The 20,373-nt window shown below is 63.0% G+C and carries 20 protein-coding genes; 7 read left to right on the top strand and 13 right to left on the bottom strand.

Going from position 1 to position 20,373, the window contains the following annotated elements; translation table 11 throughout:
• Positions 1 to 63: 63 nt before the first annotated feature.
• The 10 genes from ACQY39_RS18525 to ACQY39_RS18570 all read right to left on the bottom strand — a co-directional run bounded on the left by ACQY39_RS18525 (position 64) and on the right by ACQY39_RS18570 (position 9,554).
• Positions 64 to 687: a tyrosine-type recombinase/integrase gene (locus ACQY39_RS18525; RefSeq protein WP_171828952.1), complete on the bottom strand. Its 624-nt coding sequence runs from the start codon at positions 685 to 687 to the stop codon at positions 64 to 66.
• 405 nt (positions 688 to 1,092) lie between these two features.
• Complete coding sequence (locus tag ACQY39_RS18530) at positions 1,093 to 3,177, bottom strand: GspE/PulE family protein (protein ID WP_428508730.1); 2,085 nt, start codon at positions 3,175 to 3,177, stop codon at positions 1,093 to 1,095.
• Between the two features lie 38 nt (positions 3,178 to 3,215).
• The gene (locus ACQY39_RS18535; RefSeq protein ID WP_428508732.1) at positions 3,216 to 3,554 is read right to left on the bottom strand and encodes a YcgJ family protein; all 339 of its coding nucleotides are present in this window, start codon (positions 3,552 to 3,554) and stop codon (positions 3,216 to 3,218) included.
• Between the two features lie 232 nt (positions 3,555 to 3,786).
• Entirely contained in the window at positions 3,787 to 3,918 is a 132-nt protein-coding gene (locus ACQY39_RS18540) for a hypothetical protein (RefSeq protein WP_428508734.1), read from the bottom strand.
• A 23-nt stretch (positions 3,919 to 3,941) separates the two neighbouring features.
• Entirely contained in the window at positions 3,942 to 4,514 is a 573-nt protein-coding gene (locus ACQY39_RS18545) for a TetR/AcrR family transcriptional regulator (RefSeq protein WP_428508736.1), read from the bottom strand.
• 4 nt (positions 4,515 to 4,518) lie between these two features.
• Positions 4,519 to 5,385 carry a hypothetical protein gene (locus ACQY39_RS18550; protein ID WP_428508738.1) on the bottom strand — a complete coding sequence of 289 codons (867 nt, stop codon included), beginning with the start codon at positions 5,383 to 5,385 and terminating at the stop codon, positions 4,519 to 4,521.
• Positions 5,386 to 5,402: 17 nt separating this feature from the next.
• Positions 5,403 to 6,650 (bottom strand): prepilin-type N-terminal cleavage/methylation domain-containing protein, encoded by a 1,248-nt coding sequence (locus ACQY39_RS18555; RefSeq protein WP_428508740.1) that lies wholly within the window; start codon positions 6,648 to 6,650, stop codon positions 5,403 to 5,405.
• A gap of 1,021 nt (positions 6,651 to 7,671) precedes the next feature.
• Positions 7,672 to 8,382, bottom strand: coding sequence for a DNA/RNA non-specific endonuclease (locus ACQY39_RS18560; RefSeq protein WP_428510880.1), 711 nt, complete (start codon positions 8,380 to 8,382; stop codon positions 7,672 to 7,674).
• 153 nt (positions 8,383 to 8,535) lie between these two features.
• Positions 8,536 to 8,895, bottom strand: a complete 360-nt coding sequence (locus tag ACQY39_RS18565; RefSeq protein ID WP_428508742.1) for an H-NS family nucleoid-associated regulatory protein — start codon at positions 8,893 to 8,895, stop codon at positions 8,536 to 8,538.
• Positions 8,896 to 9,284: 389 nt separating this feature from the next.
• Positions 9,285 to 9,554: a hypothetical protein gene (locus ACQY39_RS18570; RefSeq protein WP_428508744.1), complete on the bottom strand. Its 270-nt coding sequence runs from the start codon at positions 9,552 to 9,554 to the stop codon at positions 9,285 to 9,287.
• 1,117 nt (positions 9,555 to 10,671) lie between these two features.
• On the opposite strand from ACQY39_RS18570, the gene ACQY39_RS18575 reads away from it, so the two are divergent.
• Positions 10,672 to 11,016 (top strand): CzcE family metal-binding protein, encoded by a 345-nt coding sequence (locus ACQY39_RS18575; RefSeq protein WP_428508746.1) that lies wholly within the window; start codon positions 10,672 to 10,674, stop codon positions 11,014 to 11,016.
• A 27-nt stretch (positions 11,017 to 11,043) separates the two neighbouring features.
• On the opposite strand, the gene cadR is transcribed toward ACQY39_RS18575, so the two are convergent.
• On the bottom strand, positions 11,044 to 11,523 hold the full coding sequence (gene cadR / locus ACQY39_RS18580) for a Cd(II)/Pb(II)-responsive transcriptional regulator (protein WP_428508748.1): 480 nt from the start codon (positions 11,521 to 11,523) through the stop codon (positions 11,044 to 11,046).
• Positions 11,524 to 11,588: 65 nt separating this feature from the next.
• Here cadR and ACQY39_RS18585 point away from each other — a divergent pair, with 65 nt between their 5' ends.
• Complete coding sequence (locus ACQY39_RS18585; RefSeq protein WP_428508750.1) at positions 11,589 to 13,868, top strand: heavy metal translocating P-type ATPase; 2,280 nt, start codon at positions 11,589 to 11,591, stop codon at positions 13,866 to 13,868.
• A complete protein-coding gene (locus tag ACQY39_RS18590; RefSeq protein ID WP_428508752.1) occupies positions 13,865 to 14,695 on the top strand; it encodes a transglutaminase-like domain-containing protein in 831 nt (276 codons plus the stop codon). The genes ACQY39_RS18585 and ACQY39_RS18590 overlap by 4 nt, the downstream gene beginning before the upstream one ends.
• Here ACQY39_RS18590 and ACQY39_RS18595 read toward each other — a convergent pair.
• Together ACQY39_RS18595 and ACQY39_RS18600 are read right to left on the bottom strand one after the other, a co-directional pair.
• The gene (locus ACQY39_RS18595) at positions 14,627 to 15,916 is read right to left on the bottom strand and encodes a heavy metal sensor histidine kinase (protein WP_428508754.1); all 1,290 of its coding nucleotides are present in this window, start codon (positions 15,914 to 15,916) and stop codon (positions 14,627 to 14,629) included. The genes ACQY39_RS18590 and ACQY39_RS18595 overlap by 69 nt on opposite strands.
• A 62-nt stretch (positions 15,917 to 15,978) precedes the next feature.
• The gene (locus ACQY39_RS18600; protein ID WP_428508756.1) at positions 15,979 to 16,665 is read right to left on the bottom strand and encodes a heavy metal response regulator transcription factor; all 687 of its coding nucleotides are present in this window, start codon (positions 16,663 to 16,665) and stop codon (positions 15,979 to 15,981) included.
• A 170-nt stretch (positions 16,666 to 16,835) separates the two neighbouring features.
• Between ACQY39_RS18600 and ACQY39_RS18605 the strand changes: the two genes are divergently transcribed.
• The 4 genes from ACQY39_RS18605 to ACQY39_RS18620 all read left to right on the top strand — a co-directional run bounded on the left by ACQY39_RS18605 (position 16,836) and on the right by ACQY39_RS18620 (position 20,362).
• Positions 16,836 to 17,207 (top strand): hypothetical protein, encoded by a 372-nt coding sequence (locus ACQY39_RS18605; RefSeq protein WP_428508758.1) that lies wholly within the window; start codon positions 16,836 to 16,838, stop codon positions 17,205 to 17,207.
• A 136-nt stretch (positions 17,208 to 17,343) separates the two neighbouring features.
• Entirely contained in the window at positions 17,344 to 18,627 is a 1,284-nt protein-coding gene (locus ACQY39_RS18610) for a TolC family protein (RefSeq protein WP_428508760.1), read from the top strand.
• A gap of 29 nt (positions 18,628 to 18,656) precedes the next feature.
• Positions 18,657 to 19,241 (top strand): hypothetical protein, encoded by a 585-nt coding sequence (locus ACQY39_RS18615; protein WP_428508762.1) that lies wholly within the window; start codon positions 18,657 to 18,659, stop codon positions 19,239 to 19,241.
• Positions 19,238 to 20,362 (top strand): efflux RND transporter periplasmic adaptor subunit, encoded by a 1,125-nt coding sequence (locus tag ACQY39_RS18620; protein WP_428508764.1) that lies wholly within the window; start codon positions 19,238 to 19,240, stop codon positions 20,360 to 20,362. The genes ACQY39_RS18615 and ACQY39_RS18620 overlap by 4 nt, the downstream gene beginning before the upstream one ends.
• The last annotated feature ends 11 nt before the right edge of the window (positions 20,363 to 20,373 follow it).

The raw sequence follows: 20,373 nt of genomic DNA on the forward strand, positions 1-20,373 counted from the left end.
CGCCGACAGCGGCAAACCCGCCCAGCCGGCGGGACCGGCCGAGCGGTACCAAGCGGTTCCCAATCAGATTTCAGTCTGTTCAGATATCTCGAGGGCGTCGTCGACCTCGATGCCCAGGTATCGCACTGTGGACTCCAGCTTGGAATGCCCAAGCAACAGCTGGACGGCGCGCAGATTCTTCGTGCGTCGATAGATCAAGGTCGCCTTGGTCCGCCGCATCGAGTGCGTGCCGTAGTCAGCGGGATCCAGGCCGAGTTCCTGCACCCAGCCTTCGAGGATCCGCGCGTACTGTCGCGTGCCCAGGTGCGGAGAGTCATGGATGCGGCTGGGGAACAGGAAGTCGTCAGACTTCAACCCCGCCAACTTGATCCACTTGTACAGCGCGTCGCGAGTACCCGGTGTGATTTCAAATTGCACCGGGCGCTGGGTTTTGTGCTGCATCACCATGGCGCGGGATGCGACTTGGTCTCCGTGGCAAACGTCCCGGACCTTCAGGCTGACGAGGTCGCAACCTCGTAGCTTGCTGTCAATGCCCAGGTTGAAGAGAGCAAGTTCCCGGACTCGGTCTTCCATTTGAAGGCGTACGCGGAGCGCCCAGATGTCCTTGAGCTTGAACGGTGCCTTCTGGCCGACGATCTTGCCCTTGTTCCATGGCTCGCGATGAGCCGCATTGGCTGCAGATCCCATGATGGTCTCCCATCGAGTTGAGGGCCTGACAAGATGCGCCGTCGCGCGAATGGCGTCCTTGTCTTACATCAACTCTGGCCTGCAGCTGTTGCGGGCGCTGAAGGTCAACTATGCGGTGGTGCCGCGAGATGCAGCTGTCGGCCAGGAGCGGAAGTTCGTGTTCTCAAGATAGCCGTCACTTGAATGACTGCTGTGCTCTAAAACCCTTCGGAACACCAATTCAAACTACTCGGTCAAAGCTTACAGCGGACCCGAGCTCGCCGGCAGGCGGCAATTCCCGGGTTACCTGTGGTTCAGGCGTCGAGTCAGGCTCACCACTTCGAGCGACAGCCAGCCCCGACCAACAACAGACTCTCATCTTTGCAATGGCTCTACTGCAGGCTCTCGATCGGAGCACCTGGCAAATCAGTGTTGCCCCTGCAGAACCCGGGTCAGCGCCTCCTGCATGGCCTGCGGCTGTTGCTCATCCATTTCAACGCAGGGGGCAGCGAACTGGTCAAGCAGGGCTCTCAGGGCCGTCTGTTCAGGGCGGGTCACGAAGAGCGTGGGCAGCCCGCTCCACGCCAGCCTGGTGCGCAGGCGGGTCAGCCAGCTTTCCGGAGGATCTTCGGCCAGTGCGGTATCGATGACCAGGCCAATCACGTCGTGCTGTCGTTGCAGATAGTCATTTGCCGCTTCTTCGCCATCGACCGTCTCGACGGCGTAGCTCAGCCCAGTCGTCAACCTGTTGCCCAGCGATTTTTCCTTCGACAGGACAAGAATCTTCATGCGTTGGCCGGGCCGCGCGACCTGCGCCAGGTTGGCACTGAGTGTCTCGGGACTGAATCCGTGCTCCTCGGCCAGTTCTCGCCAGAAGCTGATGCCCAGCACATACTGCACCTCGGACGGGGTGGTCTGGCCTGAGACGATCCAGTCTTTGGCGCTGGCGGCCATGGAACGCCGCTGACCACCGGCGATGCGCTTGAGTTCATTGACCCGTTGCTCACCAGTGACGATCGCCTGGCGCAGGGCGGGCGAGATTTCCACGCTTTCGATGATCGGCAGTCGCCCCTTGTAGCCGGTGAAACTGCATGCCTGGCACCCACCGGGGCGATAGGAAGGAAATTCGCCGGTCAGGCGGTGAAACTCGGCTTCGCCGGGCAAGTACGGTGCTTGCGCCGGTTGGCGGCAGGTCTCGCACAAACGCCGAACCAGCCGCTGCGACACCGCACCCATCAGTGCATCGGCGAGAACGCTGCGATCCAATCCCAAATCGAGAAGGCGCGGCAAAGTACCTAGGGCATCATTGGTGTGAAGGGTGGACAGGACGAGATGGCCGGTCAGCGCCGCTTGCGCGGCGATGCGCGCCGTTTCACCGTCACGGATTTCACCGACCAGAACGATGTCCGGGTCCTGCCGCAAGATGGAACGCAAGGCATCGGCGAAGGACAGGCCCTGCTTTTCATTGACCTGGACCTGAGAGATGCCCGGCAGGACGTATTCGACCGGATCCTCGATGGTCATGATGTTGAAGTCGACCATGTTCAACTCGGCGAGCAAGGCATAGAGCGTCGAGGTCTTGCCCGAGCCCGTGGGTCCGGTCAGCAGCACGATGCCCGCACTGTTGTTCGTCATGCGGCGCAGGGCTTGCTGATCGCCGGTCGAGAAACGGCTCTGCTGCAACGAAAAGTTGCGGCTCTGGTCGAGCAGTCGACAGACGATCCGGTCTCCGTCATAGGCCGGCAGAATGGACAGGCGGACATCGATTTCACGTCGGCCGTAGGCCAGCCGCAGTCGGCCATCCTGTGGCTTGAGCGGATTGGGCTCAAGTCCCGCCTGCGCCTTGAAGTAGCGCGAGAGGGCCTGCAGGGTCTCCATGGGAAGGGTCGTGATGCGCCGCAGTTGCCCGTCGATGCGAAAGCGGACCACGCCGCCGCCGACGAAAGGATGGACATGAACATCTGACGTATTGCTGTCGATCGCCTTGCGTAGAAGAGCACAGGCCAGCTTGACGACTTTCGAGGTTTCGTTGGCCTGCGTTCCCGCTAAAAGATCGATGACGTGCGTCCTGTCGAAACGCCCGTCACCCGATGCGGAGAACTGGCGGGTCAGGCAAGTGTCAATGTCGTCCGGCGGCAGGACGGCCAGTTGGACAGTGCGCCTAAGGACAAAGCGCAGGCTACTCCACTGATCTTCCGAGAGCCTGGGATCGGCAATGCCGATGCACGCGGTTTTCTCGTCCAGCCACAGTTGGACAATGCGCATTTCGCGGCAGAGTCGTTCCGGAAGTACGGTGACGTCGCCAGGCTGAAATTCCGCAATGCTGCCGAGTTGCAGGCCGAACGCCTGAGCAACACATGAAGCCAGTTCCGCAGGGCTGATCTGGAAAATGGCAGCCACCTGCCGCCAGGCTTCGCTCAAGACCGGGGATACCTCCACGCCCGGCGGGATGACAACACCTGGATACTGCGTCCGGGCGGCTTTTTCGAGCCAATGGCTGGTTTCAGACAATTTGTGTACTCCCGGTGTGTGGTTTGGCTGTCAGAGGCTTATTTGCCGAACAGGGTTTGGGTTGCCTTGACATCCACCTTCTTGTCATAGCGGTTGGTCCAGCAGGTCTTTAGCTTCGTGTCGCAGGTCAGACCACCACTCATGGTGAATATCGTCGGATTGAAGTATTCCGAACCCACCTTGTTGATCTGGTCCATCAACTTCTGCTCGGCTTTTCCGCCCAGGTACATCTTGGTCAGTGCCAGCGAAACCCCCATCCGGTCGGCACAGAAACCGGCCTTCCTGTCACAGATGGCACCTTCCTTGTAGTAGTCGAGGCCGGCGGCATGCGCCGAGACTGTTACGGTCAACAGCGAAATCAGGGCAAAAACTCTCATGGTGCCTCTCCTCTATTCCTCTTTGATGACATTGATGGTGCCGCCGCAGCCGACGAAGCACTGCCGAAAATCCTCGTCGCAGTGCCGAGTGTTCTCATAAACGTTGCAAGCGAGTTGATAGCACTTTTGGCCTCGTCCCGGTTATTGGCATTACGCAGCCAATCCGGAACACATTCTCGCTGCGCTGTACACAGGCATAGCACTCAGATTGCATACGATTGATTTCGTTACCTCAGCACACCTCGCGAATGCCCTGGCGCTGCGTGATGCACATCCGGCCCTGCTCGCTGGCCTGCGGGAAATATTCGTAACGAACTGTCGAGCACCCGGCGATCAGGAGGCAGGCGGCAATCGCAGCCATCATGGCCGGCCAGTTTGGCAAGGATTTCACGTCGACTTCTCTCCAAGCAGAATTTCTAGCACGGGGGAAATTTCCCCAATGCATTCCTCGGCAGTGCCTCCATGAAGGACTGCCCGCCTGTAGCCCACGTAGTAAATTGACCAGATGCCATGCGCTCGAGCTTCGATTCCTTGCAGCCCGGCCGCTTTCATCCAGTCGATGATCGGCTGCAACAGTTGCATGACCTGGGCGACGATCTGTTGCTCGTAGCGGGTGTTCCACATCCACCCGAAAGCGGCACCGACCGAACGAATCGGCAGGTTGTGAATGTCAATTGCATAGAGTTCGCGCAGGTATGCGCAACAGCGTTCATGCAAGGACTCTCCCTGCACGCGGTTGCACAAATCCGGCAGCTGCGCGATCTGCTCCTGGTTCAACGCAATGATCACCTCGGCCAGGATGTCAGCCTTCGACAGCTTGAGTCGATACAACTGCAGCGGCTGCTTGCCTACGGCCCCGGCAATATCGCGCATGCCGACCGCCTCGTAGCCATGTTCCATGAAGAGCATCCTGGCCGCCTGAAGCACCTCCGCCTTGAGGGAGTCCTTTTGATTCAGCATCGGGTCAGTGTGCCGGAACCTTCACGGGCTCAGGTGTTTGCCCTTTGGCAAAGGCCCAGGCTTCCTCGCCCTGACGGCCAACGATGACGTAGTCGTAACCCGACGTGCCGTCAAAGAAATACTCCGTGCTTTGATCAAGCAAGCGCACGCCATACTGGTCAATGGGCCACTCGATGGCATTCTTGGGAAACGCCTCCAGCTCGCCGAGGGTCCGGGGAAGGCTTCTGTTCTTTTCGTAATAGACATCCACCGCCGACGCGAGCTGCGCCACCTGGCCGGCCAGCGTGTCGGGCGCGCTCGCTTTGCGCGGCTGGTTCTGGTAGATGGCAAAGGCCACGACCACTGCCAACAGCGCGGCAAGCATGATCTGTCCCAGCGGCAGGTGGAAACGGGAAGGGCTGACAGGTTCTTCAGCCACTCGCAGCAGAGTCTCAAGTTCGTCGACGGGCGGGTCGATCGGTTTCTGGGCGACCCGTTTCGCAACCGTAGGCTGGTGGGAAGGCTGCACCTTGCCGGTCGCCCCCGAGAAAACCAGGCTTTCGATGCTCTCGGCATCGGCCGACACTGCCGCCGCCGGCGTGCGCCGGGTGGGCTGGGTTTGCCGCCGCTCTGCCGAACGTGCGGGCAGCAACTGCTCCAGAGACTCGACGGGTTCAGGCGCCTTGGCACTGTGTTGCCCCGTTGGCCGGCTCGCTGGGGCCGAGCGTCCTTGCGCCAACCCGGACACGATGTCGTCCAGGCTTTCGGCTGCCGCACCCGCCCGGTCGGGCTTCACGGGCTGACGACGTTTGCCCTCGCCCTTGCCCGCGTCAAGCCGGCGCCCGCTGGCCAGCCGACCCAAGGCCTCAAGATCGTCGTCCGGAGAGCTCACGTGGACATCCTCAGCGGCTAATATTCAGCCCATTTGTCGTTATCCATTGTTCGGTGCCAAAGCGAATCTTCAGGCGGTCTCAAACCACTGTTGCAATCTTTTTTCGTGCACGCAAAGGAGCATTGGAAATCGACATGCACATTATTTTTGATGACATCACACTTGTCCTCATCGGACGTCCCTAGATACCACTCTCTGTAACTAAATTCGTTGCTCGCACAGCCGCGGATAACGGTCTTGGTTCCATCCAGATGATTGGTGATGTGCATTCCGCAGACGTTGTTCGGCCACTTGCATGTCGTGGGAAAGTGAATCTGCTCACAAATTTGTGCGGGGCCGGTGCATTGGTGGCATTGAACATCGGCGTAGTAATCGGCTGGACGAGTACCGACATTGGCACATCTGCCGCTGACAGGCCCCTTGCTGAAGTCAGGATCTGCCTGCCTCATATCTAGTCCATACTTATCCTTGACCCGCGGGGTGTCAGGTACCCAGATGCCACCCGGGGCGCAGGGGTTATTGGCCATGGTCGGTTTTTGTGCCTGGGGACCTGGCTGCGGACGCGGTGCTGGCGTCGCTGCCGGAGCTGGTGTGGGAGTCGCCGCTGGAGCTGGAGCTGGAGTCGCTGCCGGAGCTGGTGCGGGAGTCGCTGCCGGAGCTGGAGCTGGAGCTGGAGCTGGAGCTGGAGCTGGAGCTGGAGCTGGTGGTGGCGCGCAGACTTGACGGGAGGTGCCGGTGCTGTCCGTGGCCGTCGTCATTACCTGACCGGCAGGGCAACTGGTGGCAGGCGGCGCGCTTTTCGCCAGTGCAGCGCCACCGTCGCGGCAGCTGGGCGGTAGTTTGTCGACTTCCAGCGCCTGCCCGGCACCGGCATAGGGTGCCGCGCCGACGCAGTGCCAGTCGCCATTGCTGCGCTTCTCCAGCGCCAGTACCTTGCGCTGGCCGAGGCCGGGCAGGTCCATCTCGGCAAGAACGTATCCCACAAGGCCTGCGCCCGGCTTGCCCGGGTTCCACGTCAGTGCGGTCATCATGTCGACCTTTTTGCCGCCGCTGTCGAGCAGATCGGTCGCCGGTTGTGCTCCGTTGGCCAGCGCAACTTCCACCCGGGTGCGGGCGGCATCGGCGAACACCAGGGCCTCAGCTACGCGAGAACGGGTGACATAGTTCTGGTAGACCGGGTAAGCGATTGTCGCCAGAATGCCGATGACCGCCACCGTCACCAGAATTTCCATCAGGGTGAAGCCGTTTGATTGCTGCCTTGTCATGCGGGATTCCTTTGAACCATGACTTCATCGCTTTTCGATTGCGCCGGTTAACGACACTGACGATATCGAACTACGTGGAACTCTCACCACGCAGTCAAATACAGCCGAAATTGAGTGTAAACATGATTACATGCATTCGTCAATGTGTGTTTCCCTCCGTCATGATTTTTGAAAACAGGAGCTTCCATATGCGTTTGAACGGCGGCAGCGCGAACCATTGCTCTCGTTCAACACCTTGGTGTCCAGTGGCTGGTCAGGCCGACGTCCTGTCATTGGTCATTTGCGTTGTATGACAGCTCGCATCTAATGCTTGCCTTTGAGGGGCTGATTGAGTGACTGGCCGTTTTGGGTCGATAGCTGAGGTTGGCCGCAGGCCCAAGCGGTCGTTGGTGGGCCCCGTGTTGGGACCGTCAGCGCTTATCCACAAAACTAAGGATGAGCAGAGGTTTTTGCCCAGAGCGGTCATTCGGGCTGACACCTTTCGAAGGACCGCTTTCGGCCGGTGCTGCCGTTCAACGCCGCGATCCGAACTTCGGGAACCAGCCTAGAACAGACAGCGATTGTCGAGGCGGGACATTTGCCGAAAGCTGGTGCGCTCGTATAGCCTCCCCCAAAGGTAGGCCCACCCAGGCGGGATAGAAGTTCGGTCCGCAGTGGACGAAAGTTGCATCCACGCCAACGGAGACCGCCATGCAACGCTTTCAAACAAACGTCCCTTCCGCACGCCTGTCCATGGGTCAGATCGCTGGCCGGGTGCTGGCAAAGCTCCGACGGCCTGGCCAGCACGCCAGCGACGTTCAACCTATAGCAGGTCTGGAGGTCGTGGAGTCCACCTGGGAAGAGTGGGAGGCGACCTGCGCAGCCTCTCACGAGGTGACCATGCATCATCCTGCCGTGGCATAGGCCCAAAAGCCAGCGCGCTCAGCTGCTCGCCCGCGAACGCTAGGCCAGAAGCGGCCATATCCATCCCTTCGGGTACTGGGCGCGCGCGTCAAAACACGCGCTCGCCCTGGACTCGAACTCAGGGCTTTGTTGCCCCGACCGGCAGCCACTCGATACCTGTACGTCGCACCAACTCTGAATAGCTGATCGGCCTCGATGCGACTTCATCATCCCTGTTTCGTTGCCAGTGAGCCCAGGCCTGGCGTGAGTCGCTGTCGTACACCAGCTTAAACACATGGCTGGGAACGCTCACTCCGTTGGCGCCGATCCGCGGGCTGCTTGAATCGAACACCGGGCCGGTAATCAAATAGACATCCCCCTTGGCACGCTGCACATACTTGCGCGTGTCCTGCTCAATCTTGGACCAGGGCCCCGAGTTGTGTCGTATCGACTGGGGCACCATGTTGGCCAGCGAGAAGGACTGGGCAAGCGCTTCTTCCGTGACCATGTCGCCGGAGGGTGCCATGTGGCCGCGCGAGTAGCCGGATCGCTTGTAGTCGTCGAGTTCGGCCCGCTCCGCACGCGGCAACCGTGCATCCGCAAAGAACCGGTCGGACCTTTGCCGCTTGATGCCGCTCAGAGCGTGCTTGTTCAGCCGGTGGGCAACATAGACCGGTGTTTTCCTATCGCCGCTGTGCAGCACTGCGAAGCCGTCATAGCAAAGCTCACGAAGACGGGGCCCGCGAGGAACGGCAGGCGGTTGCCGCTGCACAAAGAACTGTGGGCAGTGCGCAAACGAGGTCGGCAATTGGGAGACCTCCTGGGCGAGCGAGCGTGCGCTCGCGGGCACATGCCACGCAGCAAGGCAGACAATTGCCAGAGACGAGAAGGTTTGGGAGACAAGAAAGCGCACGCGGAGACGAAGGGGCTGTTGCAATGACCGCACATTGGACCATTGCCCAGCGCATCTACCCCATGCGCAGTGTGTGCTTGGCCTCGTCCCTCAAGTGCTCGCAACCCTGAACTCGTCCCGCTTGCGCCCTTGGGCTTCGTAGTCGGCCAGCCACCTTGCCGCTCGCCCGCGGCCGCTCCATGTGTTCGCTGGGTCCGCCGGATCGCGGTAGAGAACCTTCAGTGTTGCGTTCTGAGCAGCGCGCTTGCCAGGGCTTGCCGGATCTACATAGGGCTGCAAAGCTTCCACCGCTTCTGCGACCGAGAACCCGGCCGCTTGAACCTTTCTGGCAAACCCATCGGCCAAGACCTTCAGCTCCTCGCCACGCTTATCCTGAATCTCACTGTCCAGCTTTGCCCGCAGAGCAACCATCTCTGCGTAAGAAAGACTTCCAACATCCACTTCAGTCATGCGTATCTCAATGGCACCGCCAGGCAGCGGCGAGCAATAGTACGCTGGGGCGCGACGCCTTCAAGGAGCCATGAGTGCCGAGGGACTCCTTGACCGAGCGCTGCCGGTCAAGCCTGCAAAAACCTGATTGGCAATGAAGCTCAGCTTTGAAAAAGCTTCGACTGCTGGGGCTACGTTTCCGCCAGAGGGCTTTCCATGAAGTCGCAAATTTCAGGCGCTCGAAAGGCGCTCGATTTCTAGGTTTTGCTGAGCCAGCTTGCTAATCAGGTGCAAAAAAGGGCCCCTGCAGTCGTCCCGCGAGGCCCAAAGCTGACGCATCAATGCTCAGCAACTGCAAACTTTCAGGCCACGTCAACCGTGGCGCCCGGTGGCGCCAGAGCAGCACTGTCTCAGGCAAATGCCGCGCGCCGGAGTTCGTACGCCGATGAGCTCATTTTTTCCAGCGCCATCGCCGCCACACGCTCTCGCCGCTCACTCACTGAACTGGCGAGCAGCCCGCTGAGTTCTGCGCTCGATGCAATGCGGCTCTGTGCCACCCTGATGCTGGGGGCGAACTCCGGGCTCGACTTGAGCACGTGCTCCAGGTAGGCATCATGCCGCTCGGGCCAGACCCGCCACCAACGCAGGATGCTTTCCGGATCATTCATATTGAGCAACATCTCGCACTCCTCGGATTGATGGCCGCCTTCAGCTGCATAATTCAACGGCTTGCATAAACTGTACGTTCATACAGTACTTCTTGCAAGCCCATGCACCCGCCCGCCCTCTGGGACGACCCGTCTATGGTCGACTCCAGTTCGCCCTCCCCGTCGCAAAACGCGCAGCCTGCCCCTGGGCAGGCACTGTGCTCGCACTGGCTATGCTGACTGCGTTGCACAAGTCGTTGCACCTGATCGGCCAAGGCTACTGGCGGTGCATGGGACGTAGCAGCGGCAGGATGGCGCGTGCAGCCTCATTGCGGGCAAGCTTGAAGACTTGATTGCGCAGCTGGAGGAGATGGAGACGACGAGCAGGGACTTTCACTAGCGCGTGACTTGACACTCGGCACCCTCTTGCCGACCGTTTTCGGTTAACGAGGGCGGCGCTGTCCTCGGGTTCGGGCGACCGTATTGAAATCGTGCGCGGACGGACGAAACTCAATGCATGAGCAGGACTCGGCGAATCTATCTTGTTCGAGGGCGGAAGCCTGAATATCCGTGCGTAGAGGTGGCGCGTTCAGGTGCATTCGTGACCCTCAACATGGCGCCGCCATACTGGCCGTTTCCTCGGTTCCAGACATTTGCAGTTGAAGACCTAATTTACGCCGGCGGCCCTGTTGAGCCTCAACGACCGTCTTGTAGCGCGAATCAGCCCAAAATCTGAACCAAGGTCGGTACCCATTCTGTTTCCAAAGGCCTGTGGATTTCGGCTCAGCAGCGGTTGCTGCCGCTCGCTCGGCTACGTTGGCTGTCAGCAAAGTGCCCAAAGCCGAAATACAACTCCACGGTTCACGGTCGCCACGGCAGCGGCTGCCGTCATCCAAGGCAGGTCACCGCGTTCACGGTCCGGGCCAAGAAGCCGTCATCGGCTGTTCTGTTGACATGTCAGCTGCGATGACCGCTTTCGAAGGTACTGCGGACGCAGCCGGATCGCCGCGGCCCCCACTGTGTCATGACAAAGATGTAATCAAGCCGTGTGCTTGCCGTCGGAGGTTGACTCCTAAAGTCATGGTCAAGATGAATCGCTGAAGCACATCACAACGATGTGCCGATCGTCTTAACTAGTCAGGAGTCAAACATGAACCGTTCCTTCACCCACGCTGCCCTCGCTCTCGGCTTGGCCTTGTCGGCAACCGTGGCGAGCGCTGCCATGAATACCTCTACTCTGGCCAATGGCAAGTCTGTCTATGGCGCCGTTGCCTCCGCATCGCAAACCGCCAGGGTCGTCGATGTCGGCACCGCGAACACACTCAACATCGATTGCGGCGAAACTGTCACTTTCCGCAATGGCGACAAGAGCTTCAGCTGGAAATTCGACGTGGTCGGCCACCGTGTGGTGGACCTGCAGGCCATTGCCCCGGCAGGCTTCAGCAGCAAGCCGCTGAAGGTCTATGTCGCGCGCAATGATGGCGAGCGCAACTGATCTCCATCGCATCAGCCCGGACCAATCTCATGCATGGGTGCCGGCTTTGCGCCGGTGTACCGCCCCCACATGGGTATGAACCTCAGACGCAGGCAGCGGTGCCAGTTGGCCGGCCTGCGGGTGATTCAGCTCTTGCAGGATCGCACAGGCCTGTCCGGGGCTGGTGGACTGACAACGGGAACGCAAATTCCTGAGTTCTGTCTCCAGCGCACGCAACTCCTTGATCCGCGCCGCCACATGCCCGATGTGGTCGTCCAGCACCTGGTTCACCTCGCCGCAGTCGGCTCCAGGGCGGTCGGTGAAGCGCAGCAGCGTGCGAATCTCGTCCAGCGCCATGTCCAAGCCCCGACAGCGCCGGATGAAGATCAGTCGTTGCACATGGCTGTCGTCGTACAAACGGTAGTTGCCCGTGCTGCGCCCAGGCGTCGGGATCAGCCCTTCGCGTTCGTAGAAGCGGATCGTCTCGATCTGCGTGGCTGTCGCCACCGCCAGTTCACCGATTTTCATGGTTTGGCTCGAATTTGTGCGCTTGCGCTTGACTCTACACCGACTACAGGGTTTTTAATTCAGCCATGGACAAGACCCTGCACACCTCTCCCGCTCCCGACGACACACCGGCGGCTTCTTGTTGCGGCTCGGTCTGCGGGTCGGTCTCGATCACTCCGGCACCCGCACCGTCTATGCCAGCGCCAACGCCTGCACAAGCCGGGCTGCATCGCTACCGCATCGCCAATATGGACTGCTCGTCCGAGGAGTCTGAGATCCGCCGCGCCCTGGAGCCCATTGCTGGTGTGAAGCAACTGCGCTTTGACCTGGGGCAACGGACGGTCTCGCTGGCCGCCGAACCGGCCGATCTGACGGCTGCGATTGCAGCGATCGAGCGCATTGGCTACAAACCGCAACTTCTGACCGAGCCGACGGCCGAGGCCGCGGGCGGGCGCGAGCAAGGTGTCGATCATGATCATGCGCATGTGGAATCGGGCTTGCCCCGTCTGATCGGCGCCCTGGCCTTCGCCATTGCCGCCGAGGCCGTGGCCTTCTTTGCGCCGGAGACGGCCTTGCTCAAGGGCGTGCAGATGCTGCTGGCGGTTCTGGCCATCTACCTGGCCGGATTCGGTACCTATCAAAAGGGGCTGCTGGCTCTCAAGGCGGGGCGCTTGAACATCAATGCGCTGATGACCGTGGCGGTGACCGGCGCCTTCGTGATCGGCCAATGGCCGGAAGCTGCCATGGTGATGGCCCTCTATGCCATTGCCGAACTGATCGAGGCCCGGGCCGTGGACCGGGCCCGCAACGCCATCAAGAGCTTGCTGGATCTGGCGCCTCAGGATGCCGAGGTGCAGCAGGCGGATGGTCAGTGGCAGCGCATGCCGACCGCCGCCGTGGAGGTCGGTGCCATCGTGCGCCTGCGCCCCGGTGAACGCGTTCCATTGGATGGCATGGTGACCGCTGGTGCCAGCGCCATTGACCAGGCGCCGGTCACCGGCGAGAGCGTCCCTGTCGACAAAGGTGTCGGTGACGAGGTCTTTGCCGGCACCATCAACCAGAATGCAGCCCTGGAGTTCCGGGTGACCGCATTGGCGACCGACAGTACCTTGGCGCGCATCATCCATGCGGTTGAGGAGGCGCAGGCCACCCGTGCGCCCACCCAGCGCTTTGTCGATCGTTTCGCCGCCATCTACACGCCGGGCGTGTTCGTGCTCGCCTTGGGTGTCGCCTTGCTGATGCCTTGGTTGATGGGCTGGACCTGGATGGAGGCCGTCTATAAGGCCCTGGTGCTCCTGGTCATCGCCTGTCCCTGCGCCCTGGTGATCTCGACCCCGGTGACGGTGGTGAGCGGCCTTGCGGCCGCCGCCCGGCGCGGCATCCTGGTCAAGGGGGGCGTCTATCTGGAGCAGGCTCGGACCCTCAAGGCCGTTGCCCTGGACAAGACCGGCACCATTACTGAAGGCAAGCCCAAGCTCGTGGATGTTCAGATCGTGCGCGACGGTACCGACCGCGCCGTGGTCGCGCGCGCAGCGCTGAGCATTGCCGGCCGCTCCGACCATCCGGTCTCCAAGGCGATCGCCGCCGGCCTGGCAACGGAAGCCAGCGCAGGCGAAGTGGATGGGTTCGAGGCCGTCGTCGGCCGTGGGGTGCAGGCGCGGCTGGACCAGGTGTCCTATGTGCTGGGCAATCACCGCTGGGTCGAGGAACGCGACCAGTGCTCGCCGGCCATCGAGGCGCTGCTGAAGCAGCATGAGCAGGCCGGTCGCACCGTCACGATGCTGGCCGACGATGCCGGCGTGCTGGCCCTGTTCGCGGTGGCCGACACGATCAAGCCGTCGTCGCAGGCCGCCGTCGCCGAGTTGTTGGCTTTGGGCGTGACGCCGGTGATGCTGACCGGCGACAACCAGGCCACGGCCGAGGCCATCGCCCGCGAGGCGGGCATTGAGCAGGTGCGTGGCAATCTGTTACCGCAGGACAAGCTCAACGCCATCGGCGAGATGCAGACCCGCTACGGCCCCACGGCGATGACCGGCGACGGTGTCAACGACGCACCGGCGCTGGCCAAGGCCGACATCGGTTTTGCGATGGGCGGCGCCGGCACCCACACGGCGATGGAAGCCGCCGATGTGGTGGTCATGAACGACGACCTGCAGCGCCTGCCCGAGACCATCCGCCTGTCGCGCCGCACGCATGCGGTGCTCTGGCAGAACATCAGCCTGGCCCTGGGGATCAAGGCGATCTTCCTGGTTGCTGCGGTGTTCGGCAATGCCAGCATGTGGATGGCGGTCTTCGCGGACATGGGCGCCAGCTTGCTGGTGGTATTCAACGGCCTGCGATTGCTGCGCAGCAAGGAGCCCTCGTGATCGACATTCCCGAGCTTCCCGCGCTTGCCCCGGCGGGCGCTGAGCGGATGCGCGCACTGGCCGCGACCGGCTTGCTCGACTTCAGCCACCCGAGCATGGCTGCCTTGGTACAAGGGCGCGGCTGGCAGCAACTGACCGAGCACGGGCGTATCGCCGCAGCCTATGCCTTTGTCCGCGACGAAATCGCGTTCGGCTACAACCGCGACGACGACCTCAAGGCCTCCGAGGTACTCGCCGATGGATACGGCCAGTGCAACACCAAGAGCACGCTGATGATGGCCCTGCTGCGCGCGCTGGGCATTCCCTGCCGCTTCCATGGTTTCACCATTGACAAGCAGTTGCAGCGCGGCGCTATCACCGGGCTGGCGTACTGGCTGGCGCCGCGCAACATCATCCACAGCTGGGTCGAGGTCTGGACTGGTGAACGCTGGGCCCGGCTGGAAGGCTTCATCCTGGACAAGGCCTACCTGGGGGCGTTGCAACTGCGCTTCGCCGGGCACCGCGGCGCATTCTGCGGCTACGGTGCGGCCACGCCAGACTTGCAATGCCCGCAAGTCGACTGGAACGGCGGTGACACCTTCATTCAGAAGGATGGCATCAACCAGGACTTCGGCGTGTTCGACAGTCCCGACGAGTTCTACGCCCGCCATGGTGTCAACGTGAGGGGCCTCAAACGCTTGCTGTTCCAGAACGTCATCCGCCAGCGGATGAACGGCAACGTCGCTGGCATCCGCCAAGCTGCTCCGGCTCCGGCCCAATCAACCGGGCCGGGAAGTGTCCTCGTTGTCGAGCAGGACCAGTCCGATGCGGGTCACGCCATCCGCTGACTCCGCGAAAGCATGGCCGCCATGCATGCGCGCGATGGCCGCGACGATGGACAGTCCCAGGCCATGGTTGCGGTCCGCGTGGCTGCGGGAGGGGTCGGCCCTGTAGAACCTGTCGAAGAGCCTGGGCAGATGCTCTGCTTCAATCGTCGGTCCCTCGTTTTGCACGGTGATGCGCACGCCGCCGGCCTGCTGGCGCTCGATATGAATCAGCACAGCTGAGCCGGCAGATGCGTATCGGGTGGCATTGCCCAGAAGATTGGAGAGCGCGCGTCGCAGCAGCCGGACATCCACCGCGGCTGCGGCGTCTCCTAACACTTCGGCCCTGAGCCCCGTATCGAGCAGCGCCGCCTCGTGGAACTCTAGGACCTCCACGGCCAGCATTCCCAGGCTGAGCGTCCAGGCGCGTCGGGCCGGCACACCTCGGTCGGCGCTGGAAAGAAAGAGCATGTCGCCGACGATGCTGGCCAGGCGGTGCAAGTCTTCGAGATTCGATCCCAGCGCTTCGCGCAGTTCCTCCGGGTTTCGCGGCTTGCGCAGGGCCAGTTCGCAACTGCTGATCAGCGTGGCCAGCGGCGTGTTCAGCTCGTGGGCCACATCGGCATTGAAAGCCTCCATCTGCTTGTAGGCCACCGAGAGGCGATCCAGCAGCTCATTGAACTGCCGGATCAGCGGTTGCAGCTCGTCGGCCTGTCCGGCGCCGTCAAGGCGACGCTCCAGGTCTGTCGCCGTCACCTGCCGGGTCTGCGCCACCAGCTTGTGCAAGGGGGCCAAGCCAAGGCGGACCAGCATGAAGCCCCCGACGGACACCGCCAGTGCACCCGCCAGCGCTGCCAGTGTCAGCGTCCAGGCCAGCCGGGCCAGCAAGGCCTCGTCGGTACGTCTGTCAAGCACCAGCACGGCGTGGGCCGAGCCTCCCGCATCCGGCGGCAGACGAATGTCGAAGACCCTGCGCTTGCTGTCGGCCAGGGGTGGTTGGCGCGCAGCGGTTTCGAAGATGCTCTGGCCCTCGCCATTGACCAGGCGCAGAGACAGCTCGTCATGCCCGGCCAGAAAGTCCTTCAGCAGGTGACGCACGCCAGCCAAGTCATGGGCACCGCGCCCCTCAGTGAGCAGGTGCTCCACCGCAGCCTGCTTCTGCGTCAGCGTGTCGTCCTGCCGTTGCGACAGCGTGAGCGCGATGACCACATAAACCGCCGCACACACCAGCCCCAGGCCCAGCATGGTCTGCAGCGCCAGCCAACGCGACAGCCGGCCACGCAGACTGGCGGTCGTTGCGGCCTCGCTCACGACTCTCTGGCCTCCAGCACATAGCCCATCCCCCGCACCGTGTGGAGCAGCGGCCGTTCAAAGGGCTGGTCCAGCTTCCCGCGCAGACGCCGGACAGCCACCTCCACCACATTGGTCTCGCTGTCAAAGTTCATGTCCCATACCTGCTCGGCCAGTTCGGTACGCGACAACACCTCGCCCTGACGGCGCAGCAGCAGGCTCAGCAGGTTGAACTCCTTGGCGGTCAGGTCCAGCCGCTGGCCTGCGCGCGTGGCCTTGCGGCGGATCAGGTCGACTTCCAGATCGGCCACCTTCAGCATGGTCGGCTCGCCGCCGCTGCGAGAGCCGCCCGCGCGCCGGAGCAAGACCTGGATGCGGGCCACCAGCTCCGAAAATGCGAAAGGCTTGACCAGATAGTCGTCGGCTCCGCTCTGCAGGCCCCGGACGCGGTCCTCGATTTGGCCGCGGGCAGTCAGCATCAGCACGGGCGTCTGCTTGCTCTGACGCAGGGCCGCCAGCACGGCCAGACCGTCGATGCCTGGCAGCATGCCGTCGAGGACCAGCAAATCATAGTCGGCCTCGGTCGCCATGTGCAGGCCGTCGATGCCGCTGTGCGCCACGTCGACCACGTAGCCTTCCTCACCCAGACCCTTGCGCAAGTATTCGGCGAGCTTGATCTCGTCTTCGATCACCAGTAGCTTCATGGCCTGATTCTGCGGCCTGCGCCAGACAGCGAACATTACGAGTTTGTCATCTTGGCGTCGGGCGCCTGTCCGGTCCCGCACCTTAGAGTCGTGATGCACTTGCCCAAAAGGGGTCAGGTCATTCCAGGAATTTGCTGCGCCGCACGGCGCTTTCGCTACACTCCCGCTCCATGCAACGTATCGTGCTGGTCCTCTTGCTGATGCTCCTGCCCGTCCAATGGACATGGGCAGCCGCTGCCAGCATCTGCAGGCACGAAACGAGTGTCCATGCCAATCACTTTGGCCATCACGAGCATCGGCACGATCACACGACAAGTGTGAGCTCAGCCAGCGATGCTGCCGCTGACGACGGGGTGCAGAGCGAGTCCGGCGTCCATGCCGATTGCGCCACCTGCCACGCTGCCGTGCCTGGGTTGATGATGCCGCCCGCCGTCGTCATGGGTGTGCAGGCGCCGCTCTCGGCGTTCACGCCCTACCAGCGTTCAGTCACCACCGGCGTCCCCGAACGCCTGATTCGTCCACCACACGTCCGCCTCGCCTGATTAGCGGCGAGGCAAGGTTCCGGCTGCCCCAGGCGGCGGGATACGTGCAAAAGGGTTTTGCCTGCGGCATCGCCTTCCTCGCCAGCAACACAGCTGACACCGCAGCGGCCACCAAGCCGCTGCCGACGAGGACACCATGCATTTTCTTTTTCAGACCGCACCTGCGGCTCTGCGCCCGCGCGCAAATTTGCCTTGTCTGTGCGCCATCCTGCTCGCCTTAGGTACGGCTGCTACAGGCGCCATGGCCCAGGCGCCCGCCATCACGACACTCAAGCAAGCCTTAGACGCGGCTTGGGTGCGCCAGCCTGAAGCGGCCAGCAGCGATCTCCACAAACAGGCCGCAGAGGGTCGCAAGGCTGCGGCGCAAAGCTGGACGGCGGAGCCCCCGTCGCTGGAGATCTCCACCAAGACGGATCGCCTCAACCGCAATGAAGGCAGTCGCGAGTTGGAGATCGGCGTGGCCGTGCCGCTGTGGTTGCCCGGTGAGCGCAGCCGCAGTCTGGCTCTGGCGGATGCCGAGGCCGGCGCGGTGGATAGCCGCACTGCCGCCACGCAGTGGCGGCTCGCGGGCACGCTCCGAGATGCTTGGTGGGCCCTGCATCGCGCGCGGGTCGAAGTCGGCCTGGCTCGCACCCGACAGGACAGCGCTGCGCAGTTGGCACGGGATGTCGCGCGGCGCGTGGCAGCCGGCGACCTGGCCAAAGCCGACCAGCACCAGGCCGACGGCGCCCTGGCCGCCGCCCAGGCCGAACTGGCAGCCAGCCAGGCCGCGCAGATCCAGGCCGAGCAGGCGCTGCGGATCTTGACGGCCGAGGCGCCAGCCCAGGGGCTGATCGACGCACCGGAAGCCGCTGCCACCGTGGTGCCCGACGACACCGAAGCCACGCCAAACCACCCCGCGCTGCGCGAGCTGAGCGACCGCGCGCTGAGGGCCGAACGGGCCCGCGATCTGGCCGGTGTCCAGCAGCGCGCCAACCCCGAGCTGACGCTGGCCAGCACCCGGGACCGTGGCGCCTTCGGGGAGCGCTACGGCCAGACGTTCACGCTGGGGCTGCGCTTTCCGCTCGGCTCCAGTGGCAACAACCAGGCCAAGCGCGCCACGGCTGGCGCCGAACTGATCGAAGCCCAGACCCAGCTGACCCTTGAGCGCCAGCGCCTCTCCGGTGAGCTGGCCGGGGCAAAAGCAAGGCTTGTAGCCGCGCAGGCGTCCGCCGAAGCGGCGAACCGTCGGGCCGCGCTGGCCCGCGAGACCCGTGGCTTCATCGAGAAATCCTTCCGTGCCGGCGAGACCGACCTGCCCAGCCGCCTGCGTGTCGAACTAGAGGCCTTCGAGGCCGAACGCCAGTCGACCCTGGCCCGGCTGAACGTGAACCAGGCCATCTCGGCCCTCAACCAGGCCTTGGGCCTGCTGCCGCAATGAACAGCCCCATATCTTTCAGGAAGCAAGACATGACCCTCGCTCCCCCCTTGGCGATGCATGCCATCGCCCGCCCGCTGGCTGCCGGCCTGCTGCTGGGTGCCCTCTGGATGGCCACCATGCCCGCACAAGCCGGCGAAGGCCATGACCACGGCGAGGCCCCGGCTGCTGCCGCGGGTTCAGCGTTGCCCCGTTTCTCCGCCGGCTCCGAGCTGTTCGAGCTGGTCGGCGTTCTCAACGGCAAGCAACTGACCCTGTACCTCGACCACGCAGCCAGCAATGCGCCGGTCAAGGATGCCAAGCTGGAACTGGAGCTGGGCGGGCGCAAGCTCAGCCCCAAGGCGCACGGCGAAGGTGAATTCGAGCTCACGCTCGCCGAAGCGCCCAAGGCCGGCGTTACGCCTGTCACGGTGACCGTATCCACCGCCAGCGAGTCCGACCTGCTGGCCGGCGAGCTCGACATCCACGAAGAGGCCCATGCCGAAGAGGCCCATGTGCATGGTTGGAAGGAGTGGGCGCTCTGGGGTAGTGCTGGCCTGGCAGCTTTGCTTTTACTGGGCTTTCTCGCGCGTCGCTTCTTGGGCGGTCGGGCATCGCGTACCGGAGCTGCAGCATGAAGCGCTTGAATCTGAACCACGGCCTCACGGTCTGCGCGCTGGCTACAGCGCTGTTCCTGGGCGTGATGCCGGCATTTGCAGGTGATGGCCATGACCATGGCGATGCGCCTGCGGCCACAAACTCTAACGGGCCTCAACGCCTGCCCGATGGCAGTGTGTTCCTGCCCAAACCGGCACAGCGCCAGATCGGCGTCCGCACACTGACTGGCACGGAGCAATCGCTACCGCGCGGTCTGGAACTGAATGGCCAGGTCCAGATGGACCCGAACGCAGGCGGCAAGGTGCAAGCCATGGCGGCCGGCCGTTTGGAGCCCGGTCCGCGCGGCCTGCCCTCGGTCGGACAGGCGGTGCGCAAGGGCGAGATCCTGGCCTATGTGCTGCCCTCGGCAGGCAGCCTGGAGCGCGCCAACCAGCAGGCCCAGCTGGCCGAGCTGCGTGCCGCCCGAACCCTGGCTGAAAAGCGTCTGGCGCGTATGCGAGATCTTGCCGACACTGTGCCGCGCAAGGACATCGAAGCGCTGGAGAGCGAGGCCGCGAGCCTCGGCGAGCGCGCTCAGGCGGTGGGCGGCGGGCTGTCGGGTCGGGAGGCACTGCTCGCACCGGCCACCGGCGTGATTGCCTCGGCCCATGCGGTGGCCGGTCAGGTCATCGACGCACGCGAGCTGGTGTTCGAGGTGGTCGATCCGCAAAAGCTGCGGATCGAAGCCCTGGCCTATGACGCATCGGTGGCCAATGACATCGCCGGTGCCTACATCCCGGTCGGCAGCGGCAAGGTCGCGCTGACCTTTGTGGGCGCGGCACGCAGCCTTCGCGACCAGGTCCTGCCGATCAGCTTCAAGGCCCAAGGCGAAGGTTTGAACCAGTTGGCCGTGGGTCAGCCAGTTCGGGTGATCGTGCAGACGCGCAGCCAAGTCAAGGGAATTTCGGTTCCGGCGGTCGCCCTGATGAAGAACCCATCGAATCAGCAAATCGTCTGGATCAAGACCGCTCCCGAGAGGTTTGAGCCGCGTGTCGTGACGGTGGCACCGCTGGATGGCGCTTCTGTGGCGGTCACCGCCGGCCTCAAAGCAGGCGAGCGGGTCGTGACCGACGGTGCCGGTTTGCTGAACCAGATCCGTTAAGGAGCCACGAC

Origin of the sequence: Roseateles sp. (assembly GCF_965262435.1) — a bacterium.
Taxonomy (GTDB): Bacteria; Pseudomonadota; Gammaproteobacteria; order Burkholderiales; family Burkholderiaceae_C; genus Paucibacter_A.

Bases quoted from the DNA above. Each gene is read 5' to 3' on its own strand.
- ACQY39_RS18535 (WP_428508732.1), bottom strand. From the start codon at position 3,554: ATGAGAGTTTTTGCCCTGATTTCGCTGTTGACCGTAACAGTCTCGGCG.
- ACQY39_RS18610 (WP_428508760.1), top strand. From the start codon at position 17,344: ATGCATTTTCTTTTTCAGACCGCACCTGCGGCTCTGCGCCCGCGCGCA.
- ACQY39_RS18620 (WP_428508764.1), top strand. From the start codon at position 19,238: ATGAAGCGCTTGAATCTGAACCACGGCCTCACGGTCTGCGCGCTGGCT.
- ACQY39_RS18545 (WP_428508736.1), bottom strand. From the start codon at position 4,514: ATGCTGAATCAAAAGGACTCCCTCAAGGCGGAGGTGCTTCAGGCGGCC.
- ACQY39_RS18575 (WP_428508746.1), top strand. From the start codon at position 10,672: ATGAACCGTTCCTTCACCCACGCTGCCCTCGCTCTCGGCTTGGCCTTG.
- ACQY39_RS18565 (WP_428508742.1), bottom strand. From the start codon at position 8,895: ATGACTGAAGTGGATGTTGGAAGTCTTTCTTACGCAGAGATGGTTGCT.
- ACQY39_RS18540 (WP_428508734.1), bottom strand. From the start codon at position 3,918: ATGATGGCTGCGATTGCCGCCTGCCTCCTGATCGCCGGGTGCTCGACA.
- cadR (WP_428508748.1), bottom strand. From the start codon at position 11,523: ATGAAAATCGGTGAACTGGCGGTGGCGACAGCCACGCAGATCGAGACG.
- ACQY39_RS18595 (WP_428508754.1), bottom strand. From the start codon at position 15,916: ATGCTGGGCCTGGGGCTGGTGTGTGCGGCGGTTTATGTGGTCATCGCG.
- ACQY39_RS18555 (WP_428508740.1), bottom strand. From the start codon at position 6,650: ATGACAAGGCAGCAATCAAACGGCTTCACCCTGATGGAAATTCTGGTG.
- ACQY39_RS18605 (WP_428508758.1), top strand. From the start codon at position 16,836: ATGCAACGTATCGTGCTGGTCCTCTTGCTGATGCTCCTGCCCGTCCAA.
- ACQY39_RS18525 (WP_171828952.1), bottom strand. From the start codon at position 687: ATGGGATCTGCAGCCAATGCGGCTCATCGCGAGCCATGGAACAAGGGC.
- ACQY39_RS18585 (WP_428508750.1), top strand. From the start codon at position 11,589: ATGGACAAGACCCTGCACACCTCTCCCGCTCCCGACGACACACCGGCG.
- ACQY39_RS18615 (WP_428508762.1), top strand. From the start codon at position 18,657: ATGACCCTCGCTCCCCCCTTGGCGATGCATGCCATCGCCCGCCCGCTG.
- ACQY39_RS18600 (WP_428508756.1), bottom strand. From the start codon at position 16,665: ATGAAGCTACTGGTGATCGAAGACGAGATCAAGCTCGCCGAATACTTG.
- ACQY39_RS18570 (WP_428508744.1), bottom strand. From the start codon at position 9,554: ATGTTGCTCAATATGAATGATCCGGAAAGCATCCTGCGTTGGTGGCGG.